Origin of the sequence: Providencia rettgeri (assembly GCF_013702265.1) — a bacterium.
GTDB classification, from domain to species: domain Bacteria; phylum Pseudomonadota; class Gammaproteobacteria; order Enterobacterales; family Enterobacteriaceae; genus Providencia; species Providencia zhijiangensis.
The window spans coordinates 1,801,683-1,818,999 of record NZ_CP059348.1; the positions used below are offsets into that span (position 1 = coordinate 1,801,683).

Sequence of the window (17,317 nt, forward strand, 5' to 3'; positions counted from 1 at the left end):
GATGACTGGTGTTGAGGTTCGGTTAAAGTAATTTTAACTAGAATATCCTATTCATAATGAAACTAGGCTACAGACAATATGAGCAATTTCCTTCCGTTTTCAAAACCAGCAATCGGGGATGAAGAGGTTAAGGCAGTAGAAAACGTTCTGCGTTCAGGCTGGATAACTACAGGCCCACAGAATCATCAATTAGAAGAAGATTTTTGCAAACGTTATGGTTGCAAGCATGCGATTGCCCTTGCATCGGCAACTGCAGGTATGCATGTTGTTTTGATGGCGCTGGGTATCGGTCCTGGTGATGAGGTTATCACTCCGTCACAAACATGGGTTTCAACTATCAATATGATTGAGCTGCTAGGTGCAACGCCAGTTATGATTGATGTTGATCGTGATACCCTCATGATTCAGCCAGAAGCAGTAGAAAAAGCCTTAACGAGCAAAACGAAGGCAATTATCCCTGTTCATTATGCGGGTGCGCCTTGTGATTTAGATGCCCTGCGTGCCATCGCGAAAAAAGCAGGTGTTTACCTCATTGAAGATGCGGCTCATGCAGTCGGAACACGTTATAAAAATGAGTGGATTGGTGAGAAGGGCACTGCCATTTTTTCATTCCATGCAATCAAAAACGTAACCTGTGCTGAAGGTGGTCTAGTCGCCACTGACGATGATGCACTTGCTCAGCGTGTTCGTGCATTAAAATTTCATGGTTTAGGTGTAGATGCGTTTGATCGCCAAATGCAAGGCCGTAAACCGCAAGCCGAAGTGGTTGAGCCAGGTTTCAAATATAACCTATCTGATATTCATGCGGCGATTGCAGTAGTACAATTATCCCGCGTTGAGTATTTAAACCAGCGTCGAGCTGAACTGACGGCACGCTACCGTGAGTTACTAAAAGACTCTCCATTACAAATGTTATCTGTGCCAGAATACCCACATTTACACGCTAACCACTTATTTATGGTACGTGTTGATGAATCTGTGTGTGGCATTGACCGCGATGCATTTATGGAGAAGCTAAAAGAGCATAATATTGGTACGGGATTACATTTCCGTGCGGCTCATACACAAAAATATTACCGCGAAAAATACCCAGAGCTGTCATTGCCAGAATCAACATGGAATAGTGCAACGCTTTGCTCATTGCCTCTGTTCCCAGACATGACTGACGCGGATGTTGAACGGGTAGTAAGTGCGATTAATACAGTCCTTTTGGAGTCAAAATAGTGTCATTAGCTGATGAATTTGATGAGATTAAAAAAGTCTCAGTGGTAATCCCTGTTTATAACGAAGAGCAAAGTTTGCCTCAACTGTTAGAACGTACGATTAAGTCCTGTAAACAACTGACTCAAGCTTATGAGTTAATTCTAGTTGACGATGGAAGTAGCGACCGTTCTGCAAAAATGTTGGTTGAAGCGGCTGAAAATCCAGATAACCATGTGATTGCGATCATTTTAAACCGCAACTATGGTCAACACTCTGCGATCATGGCGGGTTTCAATCAAGCGGATGGCGACTTAGTTATCACTCTTGATGCGGACTTACAAAACCCACCGGAAGAGATCCCTCGTTTAGTACAAACAGCGGCTCAAGGCTATGATGTTGTTGGTACTCGTCGTGCTAATCGTCAAGATTCATGGTTCCGCAAAACGGCGTCAAAAATGATCAATGCAATGATCACCAAGGCGACCGGTCGTTCAATGGGTGACTATGGTTGTATGCTGCGCGCTTATCGCCGTCACATCATTGAAGCGATGCTTCAATGCCATGAACGCAGCACATTTATTCCTATTTTAGCGAATACCTTTGCGCGTAGAACCATCGAAATTGATGTAGCGCATGCTGAGCGCGAGTTTGGTGATTCAAAATACAGCTTTATGAAGCTGATTAATTTAATGTATGACTTATTAACTTGTTTAACGACTGCGCCTCTGCGTTTGTTAAGCGTGGTTGGTAGCATTATCGCTGCTGGCGGCTTTGTGCTGGCAGTGTTGTTAATTGTTTTACGTTTACTGTTCGGTGCGAGCTGGGCAGCTGACGGCGTATTTACACTGTTTGCGATACTCTTTATGTTTATCGGCGCACAGTTTGTTGCTATGGGATTATTGGGCGAATACATCGGTAGGATCTATAATGATGTGCGCGCGAGACCTCGTTATTTTATTCAAAAAGTCGTCGGTGCAGACCTTAAAACCGACAAAAATCAGGAAGAAAACTAATGAAAGCTATTGTTTTTGCCTATCATGATATTGGCTGTGTAGGGATAAAAGCGCTTGAGAAAGCGGGTTTTGATATTCAGGCAGTATTTACACACACTGATGATCCAAATGAAAACCACTTTTACTCTTCTGTAGCTCGTGTCAGTGCAGATATGGAACTTCCTGTTTTCGCTCCAGAAAACGTTAACCACCCACTGTGGATTGAACGTATTCGTGAGATGAAACCCGATGTGATTTTCTCTTTCTACTATCGCGATATGTTAAGCGAAGAACTGTTAGCATTAGCACCGAAAGGCGCTTTCAACCTGCACGGTTCTTTACTGCCTAAATACCGTGGTCGTGCACCAATCAACTGGGCACTGTTAAATGGTGAAAGCGAAACTGGCGTAACGCTGCACAAAATGGTTGCTAAAGCTGATGCTGGCGATATCGTAGCGCAAGAAAAAGTGGCTATCACGGATACTGATACTGCCCTGACTCTGCATGCGAAAGTCCGTGAAGCAGCAGAAGTTCTGTTAGATAAAACTCTGCCATTAATCGAAGCGGGCAGCTACAAAACTGTTGCTCAAGATGAGAGCCAAGCAAGCTACTTCGGTCGTCGTTGTGCTGATGATGGTCAAATCGACTGGAGCCGCAGCGCGAAAGAAATTAGCTGCCTGATCCGCGCAGTGACTGAACCATACCCAGGCGCGTTCACCTATTTAGGTGCACGTAAAATGATCGTATGGCGTGCTCGTGTATTAGACGATAACCAAGGTAAAGCTGCGGGTACCGTATTATCTAGCGACCCACTGCGTATCGCATGTGGTCAAGGCGCACTGGAAATCGTTAGCGGTCAAAGCGAAACTGGTCTGTACATGCAAGGCAACCGTCTGGCTAACGAAATGGGCATCGTAACTGACGTTCGCGTTGGTGCTAAACCAACTGCGCAAGTTAAGCGTCGTAAACGTGTTCTGATTTTAGGTGTGAACGGCTTTATCGGTAACCACTTAACTGAGCGTCTGTTACAAGATGATAACTACGATATCTATGGTATGGATATTGGTTCATCTGCAATTGAACGTTTCATTGGTAACCCTCGTTTCCACTTTATCGAAGGTGACGTAAGCATCCACACTGAGTGGATCGAATACCACATCAAAAAATGTGACGTTATTCTGCCACTGGTTGCTATCGCGACACCAATCGAATACACCCGTAACCCACTGCGTGTATTCGAATTAGACTTCGAAGAAAACCTGAAAGTTGTTCGTTACTGCGTGAAATACAACAAACGTATCATTTTCCCATCAACTTCTGAAGTTTATGGTATGTGTGATGATAAAGAGTTTGATGAAGACGAATCTCGTCTGATCGTTGGTCCAATCAACAAACAACGTTGGATTTACTCTGTATCTAAACAGTTACTTGACCGAGTTATCTGGGCATACGGCGCGAAAGAAGGTCTGAAATTCACCTTATTCCGTCCATTTAACTGGATGGGACCACGTTTAGACAGCCTGAACTCTGCGCGTATTGGTAGCTCACGTGCAATCACTCAGCTGATCCTGAACTTAGTTGAAGGTTCACCAATCAAGTTAGTCGATGGTGGTGCGCAAAAACGCTGCTTCACAGATATCAAAGATGGTATCGAAGCACTGTTCCGCATCATTGAAAACAAAGATGGCAAATGTGATGGTCAAATCATCAACATCGGTAACCCAACTAACGAAGCAAGTATTCGTCAGTTAGCGGAAATGCTGTTAGAAAGCTTCGAAAAACACCCGGCTCGTAGCAAATTCCCTCCATTTGCTGGCTTCCGTGAAATCGAAAGCGCTAGCTACTATGGTCAAGGTTACCAAGACGTTGAGCATCGTAAACCAAGTGTTGAAAACGCACGTCGTTTACTTGACTGGGTTCCGACGATCGACATGAAAGATACCATTGAAGAAACATTAGACTTCTTCTTACAGGGTGCTGTAGAAGAGCTGGAAAGCAAAAAATAATGAAAAAAGTTGGCTTGAGAATCGATGTGGACACCTATCAAGGTACATTGAAAGGGGTTCCTCAATTACTTAAAGTGCTCAAAGAGCATGATATTCAGGCCAGCTTTTTCTTCAGTGTAGGACCCGATAATATGGGGCGCCATTTATGGCGCCTTTTGCGTCCTAAATTTCTGTGGAAAATGCTACGGTCGAATGCGGCATCTTTGTATGGTTTAGATATTTTACTGGCGGGTACTGCGTGGCCAGGTAAAAAAATCGCCAAAGATTTAGGCTATTTGATGAAACAAACCTTGGACGCTGGGCATGAAGTCGGCTTACATGCGTGGGATCATCAAGGATGGCAAGCCAAAGTGGCTAAATGGAGCGAGGCTCAACTCACTGAACAAGTGAAATTGGGTGTCGACGCACTGCACAACGCGACAGGTCAACGAGTCACTTGTTCAGCGGTAGCAGGGTGGCGTGGTGACGAGCGTGTACTCGAAGTTAAACAAGGGTTTAATTTTGACTACAACAGCGACTGCCGTGGAAAGTTCCCATTTAGACCTATTCTACGTGATGGTTCGTTGGGAACAGTGCAAATTCCTGTGACGTTACCGACCTATGATGAAGTCGTTGGTACAGTGGTAGCGGACGAAGAATTTAATGATTTTATTCTTCAAGCAATCAAAGATGACCAAGGTGTTCCTGTTTACACTATCCATACGGAAGTGGAAGGAATGTCAAAGTCACAACAATTTTCACAATTATTGGAACGAATTAAGCAAGAAGAAATCCAATTCTGTACATTGAGTGAATTGTTGCCTGAAGACATCAATACGCTTCCAAAAGGAAGAGTGGTTCGCGCCCCATTCCCGGGACGAGAAGGTTGGCTGGGCTGCCAAGAAGAGGAATAAAATACCCATGTTGAATAACCGAGCGAGCAAAGTAGGAGCCTCTCTGCTGGCTCTTTTTTTTGTCTTGACCTATTTGTTGCCGTTAAACAGCCGTTTACTTTGGCAGCCGGATGAAACCCGTTATGCGGAAATCAGTCGCGAAATGCTACAACGCGGCGACTGGATTGTGCCGTACATGCTGGATATTCGTTACTTTGAAAAACCAGTGGCGGGGTATTGGATCAACAATATTAGCCAAATGATTTTTGGTGACACAAACTTTGCAGTTCGTTTCGGTTCTGTCTTCTGTATTTTATTGAGCACTCTGCTGGTTTACCGCATGGCAAAAATGATGTGGCGTAATAGCCATGTTGCTTATGTGGCAAGCTTCATCTACATTTCGATGTTCTTGGTGTTTGCAGTAGGAACATACAGCGTTCTCGACCCGATGCTATCGTTATGGATAGCCGCCAGTATGTTCTGTTGCTTATGGGCAATGAAAGCTCGAGAGGTTAAAACCAAACTCGCCGCGTGGGGAGCTCTTGGCTTGGCTTGCGGTATGGCATTCATGACCAAAGGCTTTTTAGCCTTAGCCATTCCCGTCATCGTGATGCTACCTATCACCTTGTATCAAAAACGTTTTCTTGAAATGCTCAAATATGGACCATTAGCGATTATCACTGCGGTGATCATCAGCTTGCCATGGGCATTAGCAATAGCCAAACAAGAACCGGATTACTGGAATTACTTCTTCTGGGTTGAGCATGTGAAACGCTTTACGGCGGATGATGCTCAGCACGTCGCGCCATTCTGGTACTACATTCCGATTATTTTGCTTGGGGCTATTCCGTGGATGGGCTTAGTACCTGGCTCCTTAATTAAAGGGTGGAAAGAACGTAAATCTAGCCCGGATATGTTCTTTTTATTATGTTGGTTTGTGGTGCCGGTGATTTTCTTCAGTGTTTCACGCGGAAAATTACCGACTTACATGCTGCCGTTTATGGCACCATTGGCGCTATTAATGGCGAAATATGGTGTGGATTGTGTACGCAATGGCACCATGAAGGCATTGAAAGCTAACGGAATTATTAACATTGTTATCGGGATTGCCGCCGTGATCGCGGTGATTATTGTCAGCAGTGTGATCAAAAAGCCCCTATATGAGCATGATGAATGGTCAAAAATGGTACTGGGTGTTGTCGCATTTTCGATTTGGGCGATCATCGGTTATCTCTGCACGGTACTGAATGCAAAATACTGGTTATGGGCGGCGTCTTGCTCATTGGCAGTCAGTTTATGTATTGGTAGCGCATTGCCAAATAACACGATTGACTCGAAGTTACCGCAGAATTTTATTCATCAAAATCATGATCTTTTGATGAACAGCCAGTATTTGATGGCAAGTAACGTTGGCGTGGCTGCGGGACTGGCATGGGAAACCAAAAATTCCAATATTTATCTCTATAATAGCAGCGGTGAATTAACCTATGGCTTGGAATACCCAGACAGTGCGCATCGTTTGGTTAAACCGGATGAATTTGCGGCTTGGCTAGCGAAAGCTCGCCAAGAAGGGCAGGTCACCGTGGTGTTCTTATTAGGTAAAAAAGAAGGTTTGCCAGACATTCCTAAGCCGGATGAAGTCATTAAGAATTCCCGTATGGCAATAGTGGTTTACCATAAACAATGATAGCGCAATTACTTCTATTACTTCTTGTCAGTGTGTTGACTTGCATTGGGCAAATTGCCCAAAAGCAAGCGGTCGTCACTTGGCAAGGAGACAAACAGAATAAAGCCGCATCTGCCATTCGTTGGTTGGTGCTGGCGGTATTAATGCTGGGATTGGGAATGCTGTTTTGGCTAAAGTTATTGGAAACAATGCCACTCAGTATTGCCTACCCGATGCTCAGTATTAATTTCGTCTTGGTCACATTGATAGGGCAATTTGTCTACCATGAGCAAACTGGACTAAACCACTGGCTTGGGGTTGCCTCAATCATGATAGGGATACTACTGATGAGTATAAGTGTATGAATAAAGGATACTTATGGGTACTCGGTAGCGCGCTATTAGTCACCGTCGCACAACTTAGTCTGAAAGCGGGAGTTGTGGAACTTCCATCGTTCTCTCTAGGTTGGCACTGGTTGCAGCTAGAATGGCTAGCAGATAATGCGGCAAGTTTAGGGATTATCTTTGTCGGGTTAGTCTGTTATGCGTTATCAATGTTGTGCTGGTTATTCGCGTTAAAATACATTGCGCTCAATAAAGCCTACCCGCTTATCAGTCTCAGCTATGTGTTTGTTTATATACTGGCAGTGGTGCTTCCATGGTTCAATGAGCCTGCCACTGGATTAAAAGCCGCGGGGATAGCGTTTATTCTGTTAGGCGTATGGCTGATCAGTCGACCTTCCAAGCCTTTAACCAAAAAAGCTAAATAGCATCAGATAATTAGCCTTAGGTGTTTATTTTCTGCGCGTTGTACATTATAGTCTCGCGTATTAGGATATCACTTAAGGTGATTGTTTTTTAGTTATCTATACCCACGGGTTATCTATAAGGTACGCTATGATAGTGAATCTCAAATACCTACCATTGCTGTGTTGCCTCGTGTTGATTGGCTGCTCTTCATCCGTAAAACGGACATCAGCACCGCCAATGAAAACCCAATTGTCTGATCCAATCATGACTATCGCTCAACTCAAAGACCAGCTAAGCCAATGGTATGGTACGCCGTATCATTATGGTGGCATGAGCCAAAACGGCGTGGATTGCTCGGGTTTTGTCTATCGAACATTTAGTGACCGCTTTGCTATTGAAGTCCCCCGTACGACGGTTGACCAAACGCGTTTAGGTACGCGGATTGATAAATCGGATTTAATGCCGGGTGACTTGGTATTCTTCAAAACGGGATCAGGGGAAAACGGCCTGCATGTTGGGATTTACGATACGGACAACACATTTATCCATGCATCCACTAGTAAAGGCGTAATACGCTCATCGATGGATAATAGCTATTGGCGAAAAGTGTTTTGGCAGGCTCGGCGTATCTAATTTCGTTTCATTCCTCATTAATTCTTCAGTGATTATGCTATCTTAGGAGCAAGTTTTGCTTTTAGGATAGCCGAATGTCTACATTACGTTTATTTATCTCTGAATCCTTCGACCCTTGGTTTAATTTAGCGGTAGAAGAGACTATTTTTCGCCAAATGTCCGCCAACCAACGCGTGATGTTCCTATGGCGTAATGCCGATACCGTGGTCATCGGTCGTGCTCAAAATCCATGGAAAGAGTGTAACACCCGTAAAATGGAACAAGATAATGTTCGGTTAGCGCGTCGTAGCAGTGGTGGCGGGGCTGTATTTCAAGATTTAGGGAACACCTGTTTTACTTTTATGGCAGGAAAACCCGAATATGATAAAACCATCTCAACACAAATTATTGTGGATGGACTGGCACAAGTCGGGATCCACGCAGAAATATCTGGGCGCAATGATTTAGTTCTTGAAACCGAAAATGGCCCGAGAAAAATTTCAGGCTCAGCCTACCGTGAAACTAAAGATCGTGGCTTCCACCATGGCACTTTATTGATTAATACCGATTTAAGTCGTCTAGCAAACTACCTCAATCCCGATCCTAAGAAACTGCAAGCCAAAGGGATTACGTCAGTACGTTCTCGCGTTGCCAACTTAAATGAGCTAGTACCTGATATTTCCCATGAAAAAGTGTGTGAAGGGATCATAAATAGCTTCTTTAGCTACTACGGTGAAACAGTGGAACCAGAATATATTTCACCGGAAAAACTCCCTGATTTACCTAATTTCGCAGAGACATTCGCGAAGCAAAGTAGCTGGGAATGGAACTTTGGGCAAGCGCCTGCTTTTAGTCATATGGCAGATACTCGATTCCCATGGGGCGGTATTGAATTCCACTTTGATATTGAAAAAGGCGTGATAACGCGCTGCCAATTTTTCACCGACAGTCTCGAACCATCGCCATTGGAGTGGTTAAGTCAGCAACTCGTGGGGCAAGCCTATCAAACGGAAACTGTGCGTCAGTTGATGGCAAAAATGACCGTATTGTGGCCAGAATTGACTGAACAATTTGCAGATTTAGAAGGTTGGTTGGTGAACGAACTGAGATAAAAAAAGAGCCGATTATTTATCGGCTCAAAAAATAGATTTCGTTGGAATGGGTGTTTGAGGGTGTAACGAAAATCTAATGCGCGCTTAATGATGGCAATTGCAAGTCATAAAGGTTTTGCATTCTGGTAACTCACCTGCTTGACGGAATTTAGCAGGGGTAGTATCAAAGTGTTTTTTGAAAATACGGGTAAATGTCGCTTGTGAGCTAAAGCCATATTGCAACGCGATATCGAGAATAGGTAAGTTGCCTTCACGTAATGATTTAGCCGCTTCTAATAGGCGACGTTTACGAACATATTCACCCAGTGTGCAGCCCTTAAGCTCTTTAAATACACGCTGTAAATGCCATTTCGAATACCCGCTTTTATCCGCGATAGTATCAATTTTGATGCCTTCATTACGTTGTAATTGGCTTTCAAGCCATCTAATGATTTCATTGACTACACTTTCTGACATATCTACCTCCTACTCTAGTAGGCTATTGTTCATTAATAACTAATAATAACTCATGAAATTATGGTCTATTCTTCCTTTTTTTCCGATATATCGATAGGCTAATCGTGCGGTTTTTGAATGAGAATAACTATTGTTACGATAGTTTTCATTAAAATGCGAAAAACTAAACATACATGAATGAATGTTAATTTCTAATAAAATACAATTAGTTATGTTTGTTTTTGTGAGTGAATATAGCTTTATTTAAGCTGCCAATAGACTTGTTCAAATTTATTGTTGGTGCTGTTCTATTTTATTAACCAAGTAAATTATTGAAATTTTATTTGACGCAATAATGAACAAAATACTTCAAGACAATATAACAATTAACAGGAAATTCCGAAGTGAATTGTTTTCTTAACGATAGTGCGTGTATTGAAAGGTTCATTTACCCATAGAATTTAAGATTGGGATAAATGAACCTGATTTCAATATGTAGTTACTTATTAATTACCATTGATAACTGACGTTCCAATAAAAATTACGACCTTCCTGAGGCACGTCCATAGAAGAGACATAGTTTCTATCAAACGCATTCTTGAGGGTTAGGGTAGTATTGAGCCCTTTGATAATTTGGTCGGCTTTGTAGTTTACGTAAAAATCATGAACGCCATAACCAGCCCGCTGGAAAATCTCACGGCGGTAGCGGTCTAGATCGTTAGAATTTTTTCTATCAGGCAGTTTATAGGTACTATCTCCCGTAATTTTTGTTCTTGCGGCAAATTCGCCAGTCCAGCCCACATTAATTCCGGTGTTCGCTATAGGTGCATTGAATTTAATCATCATCGATTCAGGTCGAATAGAAGAAAGAGCGTGATTTTCTAAATCTTCTTTTCCAGAGGTTAAATTATGGTTGAGGCTCAAATCAAACCACTGAGACTGATAGTGAATAAAGCTATCGAAACCAGCAATGGTGGCCGATGGCACATTGGCATAGAAAATTTCTTCAGGGAACCAGACATAATATAAATCGCGGTTCACTTTCCTTTTATATTGGCTATGCATCGCAATGTAGTTATGAGCTTTAGTATGGAAATAGGTTGTTCCAAAGCTGAGCGTATCACCCGTTACCACAAAATCGTCGAAGCTGAGTTTTAGGCCTGCTTCTGTAGTTTTATTGGTTTCTGGTTTTAAATCAGGGGACGTTCTAAAGATTGAAGTGCCAGCCCATTTGGTGGAAAAGTGAAGTGAGTTATTGTACAACTCCGCCATTCTTGGCGCGCGATAGCCTTCGGCATACGAGGAGTGAAGACTTAGCCAATGCGTTGGTGTCGCGCTAATGGCAAAACGTGAAGACCAATTGGTATGTTTGCTTTTAGCAAAACCATCGCGATTGACACTATATTGTGTAAAACGCGTTCCAGCTGAAAGCGTCACAGGCACATGGGCAAACGTGAGTTCATTGTTTAGCCAACCGGAGGTATTTGATAACTCTGTGGGTGGATAGCTAATTGCATATTGATTCGGTTTTTGTTTTTGTTGATAGTGTTCAATACCGCTTTGAATATTGCTGTATGCCCAGCTCGATACAGGCAAAGTAAAGTGGTTTGAAAATTTAGAACCATAGGTATATTGATTACGACTTTCGGCACCATACTCCGTTGGTTTTTTAGCGGCTTTAACTAAATCTAATTGGCTTAGGCTGAGATCAGTATAATAAATATCCCATTCACCTTCCCATTGAAGCTTGTTTGTCGGTTTAAAAGCCTGATTAATGAGGATATCACGCTGATGAGCATTACGTTGAGTTGGGGTATTTGGGAACATCTGTTTCTTTGTATCTACGGAAGCCGGTTGTTTAAGGCTTAGCCCATCATTGCGATACTCTCTCAGCTGTAATCCAAGGTGATAAGCAGGGTTTGCCATCCAGGTGGTTTTAAGCATCCAGTTATGAATTTTTTCTTGGTTATCAAAAGGGGCTGAATCAATTGATGCCATTAAATATTTTTTGCGTTGGCTATAGCTGAGTAGGGCATCAACAGAATCACTGCGTCCAAGTAATGTTCCCCCCGCATAATAACCATGGTCATTACGGTTGATACCACTAAATAAGCGCCCTCCGATATTTTGTCCGGGTGCTAACACTTCTGAAGCGCTGAGGGTTTTAAGGGAAATAACACCAGCAAGCGCGCCGCTGCCGTGTTGTACAGAAGATGCGCCTTTATGTACATAGGCTTTACTGATCAGTGAGGGATCAATCAGTGTGGCATCAAATAAGCCAGAATTAAAATCCTGAACCACATTATCCACCATAATTTTGACACCACGGGAGTCGTAGCCTCGCATCTGCACTGACTGTCCATAGGTACTGCCAGCACCCGTCACAAAAATACCAGCCTGACCTTTTAATAGGTCGAGCGCAGATGTGGCGGTTTGTTGTTCTGGTGCGGTTGCGTCAATCACCTCAAATTGCTCAGCAACGGCAAACTTTTCGTGGCTCAATGGAGTGGTGGTGACGTGAATGATATCGTCGGCGGCAAAACTTGCAGTATTGAACCCAGTCATAGCAAGGGCGACGGTTAATGTTGATAAAGAAAATACTTTGCTGTGTGAAGCACCTGAAGTTGATGCTGATCTCAATGTAAGCGCCATTAGGAAATCCTTTCCTGAGTAATATGATTCTAGCAGCCAAGATAATAAAAAAATTATCTATGGGTAGCACATAGTTAAAAACGAGAATCATTATCGTTAATAAAATGACGGCATCAAGTGTTTTTCGGTTAATAATATTAAAATAATTGAGATTACAAGGTAATTATATTGTTGAATGAATGTATTGGTAGTGACTTATTTGGGCGAGGAATGGAGATAAGCGCTTTAGATTATAATACAATTTAAAGCGCTTATTTTGGCTATGGACCGCGAGACTTATTTGAAGCGGAAGTTAACCGCGTCAGCCAGAATTTCAATCAACTGTTCGGTGTCTTCCCAACCTAAACATGGATCGGTAATCGATTGACCATAAACTAGAGGTTGGCCTGCACAGATTTTTTGATTACCTTCTTTTAAGAAGCTTTCTGCCATCACACCACTAATTGCTGTGGAACCTTGCTTAATTTGTTGAGCGATATCTTGTGCCACATCTAATTGGCGACGATGAATTTTCTGGCAGTTACCGTGGCTGAAGTCCACCACTAAATGCTCAGCTAAACCAAATTCATTTAATTTTTCACATGCTTGTGAAATGTACTGCGCTTCATAGTTAGGCTTCTTGCCACCACGCATAATGATATGCCCATGAGGGTTACCACTGGTTTGGTAGATGGTCATCTGCCCGCTCTTATCTGGCGATAAAAACATATGTTGTGCTTTGGCTGCACGAATAGCATCAATAGCGATGTTGATATTGCCATCTGTACCGTTTTTAAAACCAACAGGACAGGAGAGCGCCGAAGCCATTTCTCGGTGGATCTGACTTTCAGTGGTACGAGCGCCAATCGCTCCCCAGCTAATTAAGTCCGCAATATATTGCCCCGTCACCATGTCGAGGAATTCGGTGGCGGTTGCTAACCCTAATTGATTAACTTCAATCAAAAGTTTGCGCGCTAAACGGATACCGGTGTTTACTTGACATGAATTATCAAGATGCGGATCAGAAATTAAGCCTTTCCAGCCCACAACGGTACGCGGTTTTTCAAAATAGGTGCGCATGACAATTTCTAAGCGATCTTGATATTTTTGACGTAACGTATTTAGCTTATTAGCGTATTCAATTGCGGCATCAATATCATGAATAGAGCAAGGACCTACAATTACCAGTAAGCGCAGGTCTTCACCGGATAGGATCTTTTCAATTCTTTTACGTGACGCTGTCACGTTATTGGCAATTGCTTGGGATATCGGAAATTCCTCAGCGAGCGCTTGTGGTGTAATTAAACTGTCCACTCGCTGAGTTCGTAACTCATCTGTTTTATGCATTTTGTTTCTCAAAACTTTTACTCGGCTGAGCCATTTCGTACAGCCGTATTAGTGACTAAGGTCACAATAAACGAAACTGGCTCAAATTCAAACCACCAACTTGGGTTGAATGAATAATTTTTTATATTTTATTTTGTTAAAAAATACGACGTTGTAATCCCATCGTATCAATCACTTTCGCTGAAATTTCTTCAACAGAGTAGTTGGTAGTATTTAAGTAATTGATTTTATTCTGTCTAAATAGAGCTTCTACTTCAGCAATTTCAATACGACACTGACGAAGTGAGGCGTAACGGCTGTTTTCACGTCGCTCTTCACGAATTGCCGCGAGTCGTTCAGGACTGATGGTTAAACCAAAAAGTTTATGGGTATAGGGGCGTAATGCGGCAGGCAGCTGTAAATTGTCCATATCATCGGCAGTGAACGGGTAGTTGGCGGCTTGTATGCCAAATTGCATCGCTAAATATAAGCTTGTTGGAGTTTTACCGCAGCGAGAGACGCCAATTAAGATCACTTGCGCTTGTTCAAGGTTACGCAATGAGATGCCATCATCGTGAGCGAGGGTATATTCAATTGCTGCAATACGGGCATCATATTGATTCATATTTTGCATGGATAACCCGTGGGTACGATTAAGTTTTGGCTCTGGCTCTAACCCGACTTCTCTCTGTATTGGGGCGACCAAACTTTGCACGATATCCTGACAAAAACCCGCACTTTGAGTAATGATTTCTTTCACTTCAGGGGAAATTATTGAATAAAACACCAGTGGTCGAAGGTCTGTTTCAGCATAGATAGTGTCGATTTTTTGTTTAATTTCAAGCGCTCGTGCTTGCGTAGTAACGAACGGTAAGGTGTAAGAAATAAAGGATAATGGAAATTGGGATAAGACGGCGTGCCCTAACGTTTCAGCTGTGATTGCAGTACCATCAGAGATGAAAAAAACGGTGCGTTGGACTTGACTGGCATTTTTACTCATAGAATTTAATTCGCTCATAACTGGCTTCTTTTTATCGTATTTTTTCTGAGTTTTGGAAAATATTGTAAGTGAATAAACATTTAAAAATCATTTATGGGGGGAAGTATAGACAAATTTTGAACAATTTTTAGAACAAAAAAATTTTATTAATTGATGGAACGATTCACCAGTCCATCTTCCCATAACGTCTGTGCTAGTCTATTCGCGAGGCGAATTTTCGCCAACGAGATTTTTTACGATTTGTTGTCTGTCACTAAATTGCTATAAAAGGATCGCTTTCAATGTCCACAAATGGCCTTACTCCGTGTAATGTACTTTGGTATAACCAATTAGGGATGAATGATGTTGACCGTGTTGGAGGCAAAAACGCTTCTCTCGGTGAAATGATCACCAACTTGTCCGATCTTGGTGTATCCGTACCAAACGGTTTTGCGACAACCGCACAGGCGTTTAATGATTTTCTGGAGCAGAGCGGTGTAAACCAGCGTATTTACAACCTGCTAGATGAAACGGATATTGATGATGTGAATCAACTGGCGACAGCCGGTGCTCAGATCCGCCAATGGGTGATTGATACCCCATTGACGCCAGCATTAGAGCAGGATATTCGCGAAGCTTTCCTTCAATTATCTGAAGGTGAAGCAGAAGCGTCATTCGCTGTTCGCTCATCAGCAACCGCTGAAGATATGCCTGATGCCTCATTTGCTGGGCAGCAAGAGACATTCCTCAACGTTCAAGGGATTGATGCGGTTTTGGTTGCCATTAAACATGTATTTGCGTCGCTGTTTAATGACCGTGCTATTTCTTACCGTGTACACCAAGGTTACGATCATCGTGGCGTCGCGTTATCTGCGGGTGTGCAAAGAATGGTGCGTTCTGACCTCGCTTCTTCCGGTGTTATGTTTACTATCGATACTGAATCTGGTTTCGACCAAGTTGTCTTTATTACTTCCGCTTATGGTCTTGGTGAGATGGTTGTACAGGGCGCGGTAAACCCAGATGAATTCTATGTCCATAAACCAACCCTACAAAATAATAAGCCTGCGATTGTACGTCGTACATTAGGCTCTAAAAAATTGCAGATGGTCTATGCCGACAGTAAAGAGCACGGTAAACAAGTGAAGATTGAAGATGTGCCAGAAGCGCTACGCAATCGTTTCTCTTTAGCTGATCACGAAGTGGAAGAGCTGGCTCGTCAAGCTTTACAGATCGAAAAACACTACGGTCGTCCAATGGATATCGAATGGGCAAAAGATGGCCATAATGGTCGTTTGTATATTGTTCAAGCGCGTCCGGAAACCGTTCGTTCTAACCAACAGGTTATGGAACGCTATCAACTGAAAGACCAAGGGCAGGTCTTAGTTGAAGGTCGTGCAATCGGTCATCGTATTGGCGCAGGTTCGGTTAAAGTCATCCATAACTTAAGTGAGATGGATAGAATTCAGCCGGGTGACGTATTAGTGACGGACATGACGGATCCTGACTGGGAACCTATCATGAAAAAAGCCGCTGCTATCGTGACAAACCGTGGCGGTCGTACTTGCCATGCGGCGATTATCGCGCGTGAACTTGGGATCCCTGCCGTTGTTGGCTGTGGTGATGCAACTGAGCGTTTGAAAGAAGACCAAGAGGTCACGATTTCTTGTGCTGAAGGGGATACTGGCTTCGTTTATGATGGCAAATTAGATTTTGAAATTCACAGCTCTGAAGTGGATAACATGCCTGACTTGAACGTCAAAATCATGATGAACGTGGGTAACCCAGACCGTGCATTTGATTTTGCTTGCTTACCAAACGAAGGTGTCGGCTTAGCGAGACTCGAATTTATCATCAACCGTATGATCGGTGTTCACCCAAGAGCGCTGTTAGAGTTCGATGCTCAGACGCCAGAATTACAAGCAGAAATCCGCAATATGATGGTCGGCTATGACGACCCTGTTGAATTCTACGTTAGCAAGCTGACTGAAGGGATTTCAACACTCGCCGCTGCATTCTGGCCAAAACGCGTGATCGTACGTTTATCTGACTTTAAGTCCAATGAATATGCCAACTTAGTCGGTGGGGATATTTATGAGCCTGAAGAAGAGAACCCAATGTTGGGCTTCCGTGGGGCTGGGCGTTATGTGTCGGATAGCTTCCGTGCATGTTTTGCACTGGAATGTGAAGCTGTTAAACGCGTTCGCAACAAGATGGGTCTGACTAACGTTGAAGTGATGATACCGTTTGTTCGCACAGTAGCACAAGCCGAGTCGGTGGTTGCTGAGCTGGCAAAACACGACCTGAAACGTGGTGAGAATGGCTTAAAAGTGATTATGATGTGTGAAATTCCATCTAACGCACTGCTAGCTGACCAGTTCCTTGAACACTTTGATGGCTTCTCCATTGGTTCTAACGACATGACTCAGTTAACCCTCGGTCTTGATAGAGACTCGGGTGTTGTATCTGAATTGTTTGATGAGCGTAATGATGCGGTTAAGGTAATGTTATCAATGGCAATCAAGGCTGCGAAGCGTCAGAACAAGTATGTCGGTATTTGTGGTCAAGGTCCATCAGACCACCAAGACTTTGCACAATGGCTGGTAGATGAAGGCATTGATAGCCTATCGTTGAACCCAGATACTGTGGTGCAAACTTGGCTAACAATCGCTGAAAATCAATAATTTAATTATTCATTTTTAGATTGTTCATTATAAGAAGGTCGGTAAATAATAAT

At 43.0% G+C, this 17,317-nt stretch carries 14 protein-coding genes; 10 read left to right on the forward strand and 4 right to left on the reverse strand.

The window, feature by feature from the left end:
* Nucleotides 1-78 precede the first annotated feature (78 nt).
* From arnB to H0913_RS08255, 9 genes are all read left to right on the forward strand, one after another.
* A complete protein-coding gene (arnB, locus tag H0913_RS08215; protein WP_154604017.1) occupies nucleotides 79-1,224 on the forward strand; it encodes a UDP-4-amino-4-deoxy-L-arabinose aminotransferase in 1,146 nt (381 codons plus the stop codon).
* The gene (arnC, locus tag H0913_RS08220) at nucleotides 1,224-2,216 is read left to right on the forward strand and encodes an undecaprenyl-phosphate 4-deoxy-4-formamido-L-arabinose transferase (protein WP_036950457.1); all 993 of its coding nucleotides are present in this window, start codon (nucleotides 1,224-1,226) and stop codon (nucleotides 2,214-2,216) included. The genes arnB and arnC overlap by 1 nt, the downstream gene beginning before the upstream one ends.
* On the forward strand, nucleotides 2,216-4,201 hold the full coding sequence (gene arnA / locus H0913_RS08225) for a bifunctional UDP-4-amino-4-deoxy-L-arabinose formyltransferase/UDP-glucuronic acid oxidase ArnA (protein WP_108479020.1): 1,986 nt from the start codon (nucleotides 2,216-2,218) through the stop codon (nucleotides 4,199-4,201). Before arnC ends, arnA begins: the two co-directional genes overlap by 1 nt.
* Nucleotides 4,201-5,094, forward strand: a complete 894-nt coding sequence (gene arnD / locus H0913_RS08230; protein WP_154627934.1) for a 4-deoxy-4-formamido-L-arabinose-phosphoundecaprenol deformylase — start codon at nucleotides 4,201-4,203, stop codon at nucleotides 5,092-5,094. Before arnA ends, arnD begins: the two co-directional genes overlap by 1 nt.
* Nucleotides 5,095-5,101: 7 nt before the next feature.
* The gene (gene arnT / locus H0913_RS08235; RefSeq protein WP_154604015.1) at nucleotides 5,102-6,760 is read left to right on the forward strand and encodes a lipid IV(A) 4-amino-4-deoxy-L-arabinosyltransferase; all 1,659 of its coding nucleotides are present in this window, start codon (nucleotides 5,102-5,104) and stop codon (nucleotides 6,758-6,760) included.
* Entirely contained in the window at nucleotides 6,757-7,104 is a 348-nt protein-coding gene (gene arnE / locus H0913_RS08240; protein ID WP_181478498.1) for a 4-amino-4-deoxy-L-arabinose-phosphoundecaprenol flippase subunit ArnE, read from the forward strand. The genes arnT and arnE overlap by 4 nt, the downstream gene beginning before the upstream one ends.
* Nucleotides 7,101-7,508, forward strand: a complete 408-nt coding sequence (gene arnF / locus H0913_RS08245) for a 4-amino-4-deoxy-L-arabinose-phosphoundecaprenol flippase subunit ArnF (RefSeq protein WP_154604013.1) — start codon at nucleotides 7,101-7,103, stop codon at nucleotides 7,506-7,508. Before arnE ends, arnF begins: the two co-directional genes overlap by 4 nt.
* 127 nt (nucleotides 7,509-7,635) lie before the next feature.
* The gene (locus H0913_RS08250) at nucleotides 7,636-8,121 is read left to right on the forward strand and encodes a C40 family peptidase (protein WP_154604012.1); all 486 of its coding nucleotides are present in this window, start codon (nucleotides 7,636-7,638) and stop codon (nucleotides 8,119-8,121) included.
* A gap of 74 nt (nucleotides 8,122-8,195) precedes the next feature.
* Complete coding sequence (locus H0913_RS08255; RefSeq protein ID WP_181478500.1) at nucleotides 8,196-9,212, forward strand: lipoate--protein ligase A; 1,017 nt, start codon at nucleotides 8,196-8,198, stop codon at nucleotides 9,210-9,212.
* An 84-nt stretch (nucleotides 9,213-9,296) separates the two neighbouring features.
* Here H0913_RS08255 and H0913_RS08260 read toward each other — a convergent pair whose 3' ends face one another.
* The 4 genes from H0913_RS08260 to ppsR all read right to left on the reverse strand — a co-directional run bounded on the left by H0913_RS08260 (nucleotide 9,297) and on the right by ppsR (nucleotide 14,604).
* Nucleotides 9,297-9,668, reverse strand: a complete 372-nt coding sequence (locus H0913_RS08260; RefSeq protein WP_006813273.1) for a helix-turn-helix domain-containing protein — start codon at nucleotides 9,666-9,668, stop codon at nucleotides 9,297-9,299.
* Between the two features lie 489 nt (nucleotides 9,669-10,157).
* The gene (locus H0913_RS08265; RefSeq protein WP_181478502.1) at nucleotides 10,158-12,299 is read right to left on the reverse strand and encodes a TonB-dependent receptor domain-containing protein; all 2,142 of its coding nucleotides are present in this window, start codon (nucleotides 12,297-12,299) and stop codon (nucleotides 10,158-10,160) included.
* A gap of 276 nt (nucleotides 12,300-12,575) precedes the next feature.
* Entirely contained in the window at nucleotides 12,576-13,625 is a 1,050-nt protein-coding gene (locus H0913_RS08270; RefSeq protein ID WP_181478504.1) for a 3-deoxy-7-phosphoheptulonate synthase, read from the reverse strand.
* 136 nt (nucleotides 13,626-13,761) lie between these two features.
* A complete protein-coding gene (ppsR, locus tag H0913_RS08275; protein ID WP_154604422.1) occupies nucleotides 13,762-14,604 on the reverse strand; it encodes a pyruvate, water dikinase regulatory protein in 843 nt (280 codons plus the stop codon).
* A 281-nt stretch (nucleotides 14,605-14,885) separates the two neighbouring features.
* Here ppsR and ppsA point away from each other — a divergent pair, with 281 nt between their 5' ends.
* The gene (ppsA, locus tag H0913_RS08280) at nucleotides 14,886-17,264 is read left to right on the forward strand and encodes a phosphoenolpyruvate synthase (protein ID WP_181478506.1); all 2,379 of its coding nucleotides are present in this window, start codon (nucleotides 14,886-14,888) and stop codon (nucleotides 17,262-17,264) included.
* Nucleotides 17,265-17,317 lie beyond the last annotated feature (53 nt).